Origin of the sequence: Aeromonas sp. R5-4 (assembly GCF_040908215.1) — a bacterium.
In the GTDB taxonomy this organism is placed as follows: domain Bacteria; phylum Pseudomonadota; class Gammaproteobacteria; order Enterobacterales; family Aeromonadaceae; genus Aeromonas; species Aeromonas veronii.
The window spans coordinates 87957-99963 of the sequence record NZ_JBFODG010000010.1 but is presented as its reverse complement, the minus strand read 5'-3'; the positions used below and the strand labels follow the sequence as shown (position 1 = coordinate 99963).

Genomic DNA, 12007 nt, shown 5'->3' with positions numbered 1-12007 from the left:
TAAAAGATGCCTTCGGTCATCTGACCGAAGGCGGGCGAGTTACGACTTCTTGGCACCTTCTTGCATCTGCCACACCAGGGTAGCGAAAGGCATGTCGAGGGCGCTGTAGACATCGTGCGCCTTGGGGTCGACGTTGCTGCGCAGCATCTCGACCGCGGCAGAGGCGTAGTCGGTGACCGGGATACCGGCCCCCAGCAAGCGTTGCAGCCCAGTGGTGCGCTTGGCTTCGTTGAAGGTGCCGGAGGCATCGAGCACCACCCGGGCATCATAGCCGGCAGCCTTGGCAGAGAGGGCCGGGAAGCTGGCGCAGATCTCGAGGGATACCCCGGCGATGATCAGCTGTTTGCGGCCGGTCTTCTCAATGGCGGCGCGCACGGCGGGATCGTCCCAGGCGTTGATGACGGTGCGGTTGATCACCTTCACATCCGGCAGGGCACTGGTCAGTTCGGGCATGGTGGGGCCCCACATGCCATCGGGCATGGTCGCGGTCACGATCACCGGCACGCCGAGGGCGCGGGCGGCGTTGGCCAGCGCCACCACGTTGTGCTTGAGCTCGCCCACCGTGGTGTCGCGCACGCCGCTCAGCAAGCCGACCTGATGGTCGACCAGCAGCAGTACCGCATTGTCTCGGGAGAGCATCTCCAGATAGCGGTTGGGTGATACGGTCGGATGGCTGGTTGCCTCGGCAGCCATGGCCGGTGTCGCTGTGGTGGCTAGCGTGGCGGTCAGGGTCGCCAGACCGAGCAGGGTGGCAGAGCAGATTTGTCGCAGTTTCATGGTGAACTCCTTGTGATATCGGAACAGTCAAACGGCCCTGGCTGGTGGGGCGGATTGCCCGCGCAGCAACCGTCTGATGGGGACAGGGCCATTATGATGGCTGCAAAAATAGCGACAATCTGGTGAAATAGGTTCTTATCGTTCCATCAATGGAACGATGTGAATGCACCTCACCCTGACCAAGGCTGCCCGATGACACCACTGGAACTTGATTTGAATGATCTCTATCTCTTCACCCATGTGGTGCAGCGGCAGGGATTCACCGCCGCCGCGCGGGCGCTTGGCGTGCCCAAGTCGCGGGTCTCGCGCCGGATCCGGCTGCTGGAGGAGCGGCTGGATACCCGTCTGCTGCAGCGTACCTCGCGTCAGCTCAGCCTGACCGATGCCGGTGAGGTGCTCTATCGCCACTGTCAGGCGATGCTGGCCGAGGCGCAGGCCGGAGAGGCGGCAGTGCGGCAACGGCAGCAGGAGCCGAGCGGTCTGGTGCGCATCAGCGTGCCCATTACCATTGCCGATGCGCTGCTTGCCCGCTTGTTGCCCGTTTTTATGGCGCAATACCCCAAGGTGAGGCTCGCCGTGCAAGCCAGCAATCGGCAGCTGGATCTGCTGGAGGAGGGGCTGGATGTGGTGATCCGCGGGGTGGCCTTCGAGCAGGCCCCCTCCAGTCTGGTGCAGGTGCCGCTCTGCACGGTGCAGTGGGGCGTGCTGGCGACCCCGGCGTGGCTCTCGCGCCACAATGCGCTGGCGCATCCACGGCAGCTGGAAGGAGAGGATGCCTTGCTTTTCAGCTCGCTGGAGCGTCAGGCCGATCTGTTGCGGCTGCGGCACGATAGCGGGGAGAGTGAGGAGGTGGCGGTCAATGTGCTGCTGCGCAGCGACAATGTGCAAACCCTCAAACAGGCGGCGCTGGCGGGGCTCGGGATGGTGGGCTTGCCACTTTACGCCTGCGTGGGTGAGTTGGCGGATGGGCGGCTGCAACAACTGTTGCCCGAGTGGCGTCCCAAAGATGGCAAGCTGGTGATGCTCTACCCAGCGCGGCGCGGCCTGTCACCGGCGGTCAGAGCCCTCATCGATTTTATCAAGTCAAAGTTGCCTGCACTGCTGGCAGAGGTCGGCCAGCCCCGCTGAGGGAGCTATCCCTCCATCTTGGTGCGAATGCGCTCGAACAGACTCTGCAGGCAGGCTTGATCCCGATCGGCGGCCCGCACCGCGCCGTACATATGGCGACGGATACCGCTGCCGAGGGGGCGGGCGCAGAGCATCCCCTGTCTGACAAACTCGTCGCTGGCCCAGCGTGGCAAGGCGGCAACCCCGAGGCCGGCGGCGGCCATCTGCAGCATCACCGAGGTGTTGTCCACCGGCTTGCAGCGGGCGGGCTCCACCTCGGCGGGTTGCAAAAAGCGGCTGAAGATATCCATGCGGCTGCGCTCCACCGGATAGACCAGCAGCACCTCCGCCCCCAGATCGCCCGGCTCGATGTGGCTCCGGTGGCAGAGGGGATGATCCGGTGCCATCACCAGAGTCAGATCAAAAGCAAACAGCGGCTCGAAGTGGAGATCGCCGCGGGCCTGCACGTCCGAGGTGAGCAGCAGGTCGAGCTGGCCGCCTAGCAGGGCATTGATGGCATCAAAGCCCGGCACCGACTCCACCTCCAGATCCACCCCAGGCCACTGGCGGCGAAAATCGGGCAACAGCGGCAGCAGCCACTGGATGCAGCTGTGGCAATCGAGCGCCAGATGCAGCCTGCCCGCATCGCCGCTCTGCAGGGCTTGCAACTGTTTCTCGGTCTGGGCCAGAGCGGGCAGTACCTGACGGGCGAGGGCGAGCAGCTGGCCGCCTGCCGCGGTCAGCACCAGCGGGCGGCTTTTGCGCAGGTAGAGCTCCAGATTGAGGCGGGTCTCCAGCTCTTTGAGCTGGTGGGAGAGGGCGGACTGGGTGAGGTTGAGGGTCAGCGCCGCACCGGCCAGCGAGCCCTGCTCGGCCAGCGCGGTCAATGTTTTCAAGTGTTTGATCTCTATCCCTGCATTGCTTGGCACTGCCATAAGATGGCTCCTTGTGAGATTGCGTATGGCGCTGAGGTTGCGGTCGGCGGTGGCCTGCTGCGCTTCTTGACTGCGGCACCTCTTGCACCTGTAAAAATCGGCCTCTGTATCCTTGCGGTGAACCTTACCGGCGGTCAGTTGAGGATTATTTGAGAGCCACTTGAAGAGGATTCAATAGCCAGCGTCACCTTATCTTGTCATTTTGGATGTGTAAACATCTGGATGGCTAAATCATCCAGTTTCCCATCAGATGAATGAGCATAAGGAAATGAACCTATGACACGAGCACACACCCTGGGCTTCCCCCGTATCGGCGCCAAGCGCGAGTTGAAATTTGCCCTCGAATCCTACTGGCGTGGCGAGACCACTCAGGCCGAACTCGTTGCCGTGGGCAAGACGCTGCGTGAGCGCCACTGGCAGGCCCAGCACGGCGCCGGGGTCAATCTGCTGCCGGTGGGCGACTTCGCCTGGTACGATCAGGTGCTCGGCACCAGCCTGCTGGTAGATGCAGTGCCTGCCCGCCACCGCCATGGCGAGACCGATCTCGACACCCTGTTCCGGGTCGCCCGCGGCCGTGCGCCGACCGGCCCGGCGGCGGCGGCCGCCGAGATGACCAAATGGTTCAACACCAACTACCACTATCTGGTGCCGGAATTCAGCCGTGACCAGCGCTTCAAGCTGGGCTGGAGCCAGCTGTTTGACGAGGTTGAAGAGGCCAAAGCGCTGGGGCTGCCGGTCAAGGCGGTGCTGCTGGGACCGGTCTCCTACCTCTGGCTCGGCAAGGAGAAAGAGAGCGGCTTCTCCCGCCTTGAACTGCTCGATCGCCTGCTGATTGTCTATCAGGAGATCTTGGCCAAGTTGGCCGCCCAAGGGGTGGAGTGGGTACAGATCGATGAACCTGCGCTGACGCTGGACCTGCCGGACGAGTGGCGTCTGGCCTATCTCAACGCCTACGAGCGCCTTGCGGGCCCTTGCAAGCTGCTGCTCACCACCTATTTCGGCTCGGTGGCCCATCAGCGCGACATCATCACCAGCCTCAAGGTAGATGGCCTGCATCTGGATCTGGTGGCCGCCCCCGAGCAGTTGGAGACCCTGGTGCCGCATCTGCCCGCCCAGTGGGTCATCTCCGCCGGGGTGGTCAACGGCCGCAACGTCTGGCGTGCCAATCTGGCCAAGCTGGCGCCGACTCTGAAGGCACTGAAAGCCAAACTCGGCGAGCGACTCTGGGTGGCCTCATCCTGCTCATTGCTGCATAGCCCGGTGGATTTGACCCTGGAGCAGGAGCTGGATCCCCAGACCCGCAGCTGGTTCGCCTTCGCCTTGCAAAAATGTTTCGAGTTGGGACTGCTCAGAGAGTATCTGGATGGGGGCGAGCTCGACAAAATCACCGCCTACAGCCAGCCCATCGTCGATCGGGAGTCCGACAGCCGGGTGCACAAAAAAGCGGTGCAGTCACGGCTCGCCAGCCTCACCAACAGCGATTTTGATCGTCACAGCCCCTATCCGGTCAGGGCCGAGCTGCAGCGCTCGGATCTCAAGCTGCCGCTGCTGCCCACCACCACCATCGGCTCCTTCCCGCAGACCTCCCAGATCCGGGTATTGCGGCAGGATTGGCGCGCCGGTCGCATCGATGACAGCGCCTACGAGGCTGGCATTAAGGCCGAGATCCGCGATGCCATCGCGCGTCAGGAGGCCATCGGGTTGGACGTGCTGGTACATGGTGAGGCCGAGCGCAATGACATGGTGGAGTATTTTGGTGAGCTGCTGGATGGCTTTGCCATCACCCGCTTCGGTTGGGTACAGAGCTATGGCTCCCGCTGCGTCAAGCCGCCGGTGATCACCCGTGACATCGACCGCCCGACCCCCATGACGCTCGAATGGACCCGATTTGCCCAGAGCCTGACCGACAAGCCGGTCAAGGGGATGCTGACTGGCCCTGTGACCATCCTCTGCTGGTCCTTCCCGCGGGAAGATGTGAGCCGCGAGCAATCCGCCCTGCAAATCGGGCTGGCCATTCGCGACGAGGTGGCAGATCTGGAATCCGCCGGCATCAAGATCATCCAGATCGACGAACCGGCGATCCGCGAAGGCTTGCCCCTGCGAAAGCAGGATCATCAGGCCTATCTCGACTGGGCGGTGCGGGCCTTCCGTCTGAGTGCAAGCCCGGTGGCGGACAGCACCCAGATCCACACCCACATGTGCTACAGCGACTTCAACCTCATCATCGAGGCGGTGGCGGCGCTGGATGCGGACGTGATCACCATCGAGACGAGCCGCAGCCAGATGCAGCTGCTCGAAGCGTTCGAACGCTTCAACTACCCCAACGAGATTGGCCCGGGCGTCTACGACATCCACTCGCCGAACGTGCCGAGCCAGAGCTGGATTGAGGGGTTGCTGCGCAAGGCGGCCAAGCAGATCCCGGCCGAGCGGCTCTGGGTCAACCCGGATTGCGGCCTCAAGACCCGCGGCTGGGAAGAGACAGAGGCCGCCCTCAAGGTGATGGTCGATGCCACCAAGGCGCTGCGGGCCGAGCTGGCGTAACCGGCAAGCCGTGACCGCCATCGATAAGGTGGTGTGCTGACAAACGAACGAGAGAGGGGAAGCCACTGCTTCCTCTCTTTTTTTTCGTTGGCCACTTTTTCCACTGGATCCTGAACCTTGCTGCAGCCTGCTTTGCACTAGGCTCAGAGTTGGCAGAAGTGGATGGAGTCGCGGCCATGAGAGTCAGTCTGGGGAGTGCAATCCTGTGGGGATTGCTGATGTGGCAGAGTGTATGGGCGGCGCCAGCGGCCGAGTTGAAGATGGTCTACTTTGACGACTTTGCCCCATATTCGTGGCGTGACGAACAGGGCAGGATGCGCGGGCTGATGATCGACGTGATGGATCGGGTGGTTGTGCAGATGGGGCTGCGGGTGCGCCATGAAGGTTATCCGTGGCAACGGGCGCAAAAACTGGTGCGGATGGCGCAGGCCGATGGCTTTGTCACCATCGCCACCCGGGAGCGCAGCTCTTACACATTGGTGGTGGAGGAGCCCGTTACCACGACGGTTTTGACGGTATTTACCCGGCTTGGCCACCCCCGGATGAGCGATTTTCAGCGTGCCAGCCGCTTGAGCGACTTCAAATCACTTACCTTTCTCGACTATTTCGGTAACGGCTGGGGCAAGGAGAACCTGGCGGGCTTCACCGTTCATCACACCATCAATGTCGATAATGTTTTCAAAATGCTGGCGGCGGGTCGGGGGGACCTGATGGTGACCGACCCACTGGTGGCACGCTTCAAACTCAACCAGCTGGGATTGTCCGGGCAGGTGGTCGAGGTGCCGCTGCAGCTTGCCTCTACCCCGTTCAATCTCTGCATCGGCAAGCACTCCCGCTTCAATACCCGGATAACCGAGTTCAACCGTGCCCTGCAACAGCTGCGACAAAGCGGCGAGTTGGCGCGTATCGTCGAACGCTATCGTTGATGCGTTGCCGCCATCTGCGGTTTGCCAAGGGCGTGTCTATCTTGGCGTCATATCGGCGATGGTTGCCCAGAAGGCATCGATCAAGGGCCCCTTGCTGTGGGGCGGACGGATCAGGCCAATGGTCCAGCAGGCTTCCCCGTCTCTCAAGGGGAGGGTGAGCACATCCGGGTGCTCTATGGTGGTGGAGGAGGGGACCAGGGTCCAGGCGATCTCGGCTGCCGCGGTGGCGACGCCAGCGGCGAAGTCGTTGACGTACTGGATATCGCGAAAACGCAGCCCGCTCTGGGCCAGATAGTTCATCAGGTGATCGTAAAACGACGGGGCCTTGTCCCGACGCAGGATCGCCAGCGGCTTGTCCACCAGATCCGCCAACTCCCTCACATCGCGGTAGCTGGCGGGCAGCACGGCGACAAAGTGGGCTTCGACCACTGGCAGGGCGTGCCACCCCTTGGGGGCGGGCAGGCGACAAAAACCGAGATCCAGCTTGCTTTCACTGAGCGCCAGCAGCTGGTGGTGGGTGGAGAGATCGTTGAGCTCGATAGTCACCTGCGGCCGCTCGGCGCGAAAACGGGCAATGGCGGCGGGCACCAGGATTTTGGTGGCCACGCCAAAGCCGATGCGCAGGGTGCCGACATTGCCCGCCAGCACGTCGCGGGCGGTGCGCGAGAGCTGCTCGCTCTGGATGACCACAGCGCGGGCATCCTCATACAGCGCCCTGCCCAGTCCGGTGAGGCGAGTGGTGCTGGCGTTGCGCTCGAACAGCTCACCGCCAAGCTCATCCTCCAGCCGCTTTATCTGTTTGCTCAGGGCCGACTGGGTAACGTGCTGACGTACCGCCGCTTGGCCGAAGTGCAGCACCTCCCCCAGAGTGACGAAGGCTTTCAGATCCCGTAGCTCCATCAGGGCTCCTTTCATTCCTGTTGGGAATGTTGAGTGGTCAAATTTGTCATTGGACGGAATTTTAGAAGTGATGGATGCTTATGCCAATTCATTTCGGGTGCCCAGACAGGGGGCGCCGAGTTATCAGAGATGGCTGACACCATCAGCGCAGAAGGAGCAACACCAGATGCATCACCACAAGTTCAACGACTTCCCGAGCGATTTTCTGTGGGGCGCAGCCTCCGCCGCCTATCAGGTGGAGGGAGGCTGGAATGCCGATGGCAAGGGGCCCTCGGTGTGGGATCTCTTCACCAAGCTGCCGGGCAAGACCTTTGAGGGGAGCAACGGCGATGTGGCGGTGGATCACTACCACCGCATGGAAGGGGACGTGGCGCTGATGGCCGAGATGGGGCTCAAGGCTTACCGCTTCTCGGTGAGCTGGCCGCGCATCTATCCCACCGGTCGGGGGGAGGTGAACGAGGCGGGGCTGGCCTTCTACGAGAAGCTGATCGACACCCTCTTGGCCCACCAGATCGAACCGGTGCTGACCCTTTATCACTGGGATCTGCCGCAGGCGCTGCAAGATGAGTACGGCGGCTGGGAAGACCGACGCATTATCGAGGATTTCGAGCGCTACTGCGTGACCCTCTATCAGCGTTTTGCCGGCAAGGTGAAGTACTGGGTGTCGCTTAACGAGCAGAACTACAACCTGACCAACGCCTATCAGCTCGGCACCCATCCGCCCGCTGTGCAGGATCGCAAGCGCTTCTTTGCCGCCAACCATATCGCGTTTCTGGCCAACGCCCGGGTGATCAAGGCGTTTCGCCAGCATGTGCCAAATGGCCTCATCGGCCCGAGCTTTGCCTACTCCCCTGCCTATCCGGCGTCGTGCGACCCGAAAGATATGCTGGCCTATGAGAACGCCGAGGAGTTCAACAACCTCTGGTGGCTGGATGCTTACTGCTTTGGCCGCTATCCGCAGGCGGCGCTCGCTTACTTGCGAGAAAACGGCGAGGCCCCGGAGATCCTGCCGGGCGATATGGAGCTGCTGCGCGAGGGGACGCCCGACTACATCGGCGTCAACTACTACTACACCCTGACCTACACAGATAACCCCTTGGGCGGTCAGACCCTGCAGCGGATCAACACCACCGGCAAGAAGGGAACTACGCCATCGAGCGGCATCCCCGGCCTCTACAAGACGGCGCCCAATCCGCACCTTGAGACCAGTAACTGGGACTGGGCCATCGATCCGACCGGTATGCGTATCGCCCTGCGTCGCCTCTCTTCCCGCTATGGTCTGCCGCTGATGATCACCGAGAACGGCCTTGGCGAGTTCGACAAGCTGGAGGCGGGCGACAAGGTGAACGATGTGTACCGCATCGATTACCTGCGCAGCCACGTCAAGGCGTGCCAGGAGGCGATGCAGGATGGGGTCGAATTGCTCGGCTACTGCGCCTGGTCGTTCACCGACATCCTGAGCTGGCTCAATGGCTACCAGAAGCGTTACGGCTTCGTCTATGTGGAGCGTGACGAGCAGGGGGGCTCCCTTCGCCGGATCAAGAAGGCGAGCTTCCACTGGTATAGCCAGGTGATTGCGAGCCAGGGCAAGCAGCTCTGACGGTTTATCGCGTCGCGTAACCAGCGGGCCCAGGCAATCCCCGGGCCCACGCTGTTTGTGGCGGGGGAAGAGGGGGCAAGCCGGTTTCTCACCGTGCGACTCATCCCTGTTTACTGATTTTTGTCCTGCCAAAGCCGCCGACCCCTGCTATTATCTGCGGCCGAACATGAGCCAATAAAAATCAGGATATCGTGATGACTGACCACACTTTTATTCCCGGCAAGGACGCGGCGCTGGAAGACTCCATCGAACGCTTCCAGACCAAGCTGCAAGCCTTGGGCTTTGATATTGAAGAGGCCTCCTGGCTCAACCCCGTGCCGAACGTCTGGTCGGTGCATATTCGCGACAAAGAGTGCGCCCTCTGCTTTACCAACGGCAAGGGTGCCAGCAAGAAGGCGGCCCTCGCGTCTGCCCTTGGCGAATATTTCGAGCGTCTCTCCACCAACTACTTCTTCGCCGACTTCTATCTGGGCGAGCAGGTCGCCAACGGCGATTTCGTTCACTACCCGAACGAGAAGTGGTTCCCCATCGAGGGTGACCAGTTCCCGGCCGGTCTGCTCGACAGCTTCACCCGCAAGTTTTACAACCCGGATGGTGAAGTGACCGCCGACATGCTGGTGGATCTGCAGTCAAACAACGAAGAGCGCGGTATCGTCGCGCTGCCGTTCGAGCGTCAGTCCGATCACGAGACCGTCTACATCCCGATGAACATCATCGGCAACCTCTATGTCTCCAACGGCATGAGCGCCGGCAACACCAAGACCGAAGCGCGCACTCAAGCGCTCTCCGAGGTGTTCGAGCGCCACGTGAAGAACAAGATCATCGCCGAGGCCATCAGCTTGCCGCTGATCCCGGACGAGGTGATTGCCCGTTATCCGGGGATTGCCGCCTCCATCGCCGCCCTCGAAGCAGAAGGCTTCCCCATTTACAGCTTCGATGCTTCCCTGGGTGGCCGCTATCCGGTCATCTGTGTGGTGCTGCTCAACCCGAGCAACGGTACCTGCTTTGCCTCCTTCGGCGCCCACCCGCGCTTCGAAGTGGCCTTCGAGCGGACCGTCACCGAGCTGCTGCAGGGCCGCGGTCTCAAGGATCTCGACGTGTTCGTGCCGCCGTCATTTGATAACGAGCAGGTAGCTGATCACCACAACCTCGAGACTCACTTCATCGACTCCTCGGGCCTCATCAGCTGGGATCTGTTCAAGCAGGATGCGGACTTCGAGTTTGCCGACTGGGACTTCCGTGGCACCTCGCAGGAGGAGTTCGATCACCTGATCGGCATCTTCCATGAGCTGGAGCAGCCGGTCTATATCGCCGACTACGAGCATCTGGGTGTCTACGCCTGCCGCATTCTGGTGCCGGGCATGTCCGACATCTATCCGGCCGAAGATCTGCTGCTGGCCAACAACAATATGGGCGCCAACCTGCGCGAAGTGATCCTGGCGCTGCCATCACTTGATTGGGATGCCGAGCAGTACATGGCGTTGTTTGATCAACTGGATGAAGAGGGGCACGACGAGCGTACCCGTGTACGCGAGCTGCTGGGCATCGCCGCTGCCAAGGGGACCGCGCTGCACACTCTGCGCGTTGGCGAGCTGAAAGCCATGCTGGCGCTGGCCGCCGGTGAGTTGGAGACTGCTCTCGATCTCATCGACTGGACCATGGAGTTCAACCAGTCAGTGTTCACTGCCGAGCGTGCCAGCTACTACCGCGCCCTGCGTGCCTGTGTCGAGTTGTTCCTCGACGAGGAGCGGGATCCGGAGCAGTATCGCGCCGTCTTCACTCGCATGTATGGTGAAGAGACGCTGGCACAGGCATGGGCCAACGCCACTGGCGAAGCACGCTTCCACGGGCTGGAGGCGGCCGATCTGTCGCTCTCCCAGTTCCCGCTGCACCAGAAGCTGCTGGCGGCCTACGAGAAGCTGCAGAAGGCCAAGCGAGCCCATCACTGGGCGTGATCGTTGCTGTAAAGGAAGGGGCCGTGTGGCCCCTTCTGTTTATCGTGCGGCAAGGCACGGGATTGTTATTCAAAGATGAAATAAAAAACAAAAAATACCCCTAAGGGGGTTGATGGCAGGGCAGGGGATGTGCTGTCGATCTGCAAAGATATCTTGCCAATGCCACATTTCCATGCTCTAGAATAAATTCTTTAAAATCATTGCATTAAAAATGTGATATTTCTGTTTCAGCTGATACCTGGTGTAAAGTGGCGTAGCCATCGCACTAAAATATTTGTAGTAAAATTACATTCGCACTCTGATAAACTTGATCAATGTCAATTTTGGCTATTTGGCCCTTTGTTATGATTTCAACAGGCAAAACATTCAGGTAGAAAATAATTGAAAGCTGAATCTCCATTCGATTGTCTCAAGCCCGAAGCCATCGCTGCACTGGCTGAAGACATCACCTATGCCAAGGCTACCAAGCCGGCATACAAGGTCATTCCACTGGCCATTACCGCAGGCGCTTTCATCGCCATCGCATTTATCTTCTACATCACAGTGACGACCGGAACCGGTTCCATGCCTTGGGGTATGGCCAAGCTGGTGGGCGGTCTCTGCTTCTCTCTCGGACTTATCCTCTGTGTGCTGCTCGGAGCCGAGCTGTTCACCTCCACCACCCTGACGCTGGTGGCCAAGGCTGCCAATCGCATCAGCTGGGCTCAACTGCTCAAGAATTGGGGTCTGGTTTACTTCGGCAACCTGATTGGCGGTCTGTTGATGGTGGCGCTGATCATCGTTTCTGCAGAGTACACGGCAGCAGACGGTCAGTGGGGCCTTAACGCCCTCAAAGTTGCCCAACACAAAATTCACCACACCTTCTTCGAAGCGGTGGCACTGGGTATCCTCTGTAACCTGATGGTATGTCTTGCTGCCTGGATGGCCTTTGGTGCCCGCAGCGCGACTGACAAGGTAGTGGTTATGCTGCTGCCGGTTGCCATGTTCGTTGCCTCAGGTTTCGAGCACAGCATCGCAAACATGTTTATGATTCCGGTTGGTATCGCTATCCACAGCGTGGCTAGTCCGGAATTTTGGCAGGCCATCGGCCAGGATCCGGCAACCTTTGCTGACCTGACCGTATCCAACTTCGTCCTACACAACCTCATCCCCGTGACCATCGGCAATATCATCGGTGGTGGCGTGATGGTTGGTCTGACTTACTGGTTTATCTTCCGTCGTCATCATTAAGGATGATTGCGGGATACTACATCAATACCGTGTGAG

Annotated in this window: 9 protein-coding genes; 6 read left to right on the top strand and 3 right to left on the bottom strand. The window is 60.6% G+C overall.

The genetic code is table 11. The features are described from left to right. Positions 1–39: 39 nt before the first annotated feature. Positions 40–777 carry an isochorismatase family protein gene (locus AB5Y83_RS03440; protein ID WP_017409602.1) on the bottom strand — a complete coding sequence of 246 codons (738 nt, stop codon included), beginning with the start codon at positions 775–777 and terminating at the stop codon, positions 40–42. A gap of 192 nt (positions 778–969) precedes the next feature. Between AB5Y83_RS03440 and AB5Y83_RS03435 the strand changes: the two genes are divergently transcribed. Continuing rightward, positions 970–1905 (top strand): LysR substrate-binding domain-containing protein, encoded by a 936-nt coding sequence (locus AB5Y83_RS03435; protein ID WP_368174711.1) that lies wholly within the window; start codon positions 970–972, stop codon positions 1903–1905. A gap of 5 nt (positions 1906–1910) precedes the next feature. On the opposite strand, the gene AB5Y83_RS03430 is transcribed toward AB5Y83_RS03435, so the two are convergent. Beyond that, positions 1911–2819, bottom strand: coding sequence for a LysR substrate-binding domain-containing protein (locus tag AB5Y83_RS03430; RefSeq protein WP_368174710.1), 909 nt, complete (start codon positions 2817–2819; stop codon positions 1911–1913). 276 nt (positions 2820–3095) lie between these two features. Here AB5Y83_RS03430 and metE point away from each other — a divergent pair, with 276 nt between their 5' ends. Further along, positions 3096–5360 carry a 5-methyltetrahydropteroyltriglutamate--homocysteine S-methyltransferase gene (gene metE, locus AB5Y83_RS03425; RefSeq protein WP_368174709.1) on the top strand — a complete coding sequence of 755 codons (2265 nt, stop codon included), beginning with the start codon at positions 3096–3098 and terminating at the stop codon, positions 5358–5360. A gap of 176 nt (positions 5361–5536) precedes the next feature. Next, on the top strand, positions 5537–6286 hold the full coding sequence (locus tag AB5Y83_RS03420; protein WP_368174708.1) for a substrate-binding periplasmic protein: 750 nt from the start codon (positions 5537–5539) through the stop codon (positions 6284–6286). Between the two features lie 36 nt (positions 6287–6322). Here AB5Y83_RS03420 and AB5Y83_RS03415 read toward each other — a convergent pair whose 3' ends face one another. Next, positions 6323–7186 carry a LysR family transcriptional regulator gene (locus AB5Y83_RS03415; protein ID WP_368174707.1) on the bottom strand — a complete coding sequence of 288 codons (864 nt, stop codon included), beginning with the start codon at positions 7184–7186 and terminating at the stop codon, positions 6323–6325. A gap of 166 nt (positions 7187–7352) precedes the next feature. Between AB5Y83_RS03415 and AB5Y83_RS03410 the strand changes: the two genes are divergently transcribed. The 3 genes from AB5Y83_RS03410 to focA all read left to right on the top strand — a co-directional run bounded on the left by AB5Y83_RS03410 (position 7353) and on the right by focA (position 11971). After that, positions 7353–8786, top strand: a complete 1434-nt coding sequence (locus AB5Y83_RS03410) for a glycoside hydrolase family 1 protein (protein ID WP_120414110.1) — start codon at positions 7353–7355, stop codon at positions 8784–8786. Positions 8787–8980: 194 nt separating this feature from the next. Beyond that, a complete protein-coding gene (ycaO, locus tag AB5Y83_RS03405) occupies positions 8981–10741 on the top strand; it encodes a 30S ribosomal protein S12 methylthiotransferase accessory factor YcaO (protein WP_005352574.1) in 1761 nt (586 codons plus the stop codon). A gap of 381 nt (positions 10742–11122) precedes the next feature. Then, a complete protein-coding gene (gene focA / locus AB5Y83_RS03400; protein WP_005333620.1) occupies positions 11123–11971 on the top strand; it encodes a formate transporter FocA in 849 nt (282 codons plus the stop codon). Positions 11972–12007 lie beyond the last annotated feature (36 nt).

Excerpts from the sequence above, each read along its gene's own strand:
- AB5Y83_RS03410 (WP_120414110.1), top strand. The coding sequence starts at position 7,353 with ATGCATCACCACAAGTTCAACGACTTCCCGAGCGATTTTCTGTGGGGC.
- AB5Y83_RS03440 (WP_017409602.1), bottom strand. The coding sequence starts at position 777 with ATGAAACTGCGACAAATCTGCTCTGCCACCCTGCTCGGTCTGGCGACC.
- ycaO (WP_005352574.1), top strand. The coding sequence starts at position 8,981 with ATGACTGACCACACTTTTATTCCCGGCAAGGACGCGGCGCTGGAAGAC.
- metE (WP_368174709.1), top strand. The coding sequence starts at position 3,096 with ATGACACGAGCACACACCCTGGGCTTCCCCCGTATCGGCGCCAAGCGC.
- AB5Y83_RS03430 (WP_368174710.1), bottom strand. The coding sequence starts at position 2,819 with ATGGCAGTGCCAAGCAATGCAGGGATAGAGATCAAACACTTGAAAACA.
- AB5Y83_RS03420 (WP_368174708.1), top strand. The coding sequence starts at position 5,537 with ATGAGAGTCAGTCTGGGGAGTGCAATCCTGTGGGGATTGCTGATGTGG.
- AB5Y83_RS03435 (WP_368174711.1), top strand. The coding sequence starts at position 970 with ATGACACCACTGGAACTTGATTTGAATGATCTCTATCTCTTCACCCAT.
- AB5Y83_RS03415 (WP_368174707.1), bottom strand. The coding sequence starts at position 7,186 with ATGGAGCTACGGGATCTGAAAGCCTTCGTCACTCTGGGGGAGGTGCTG.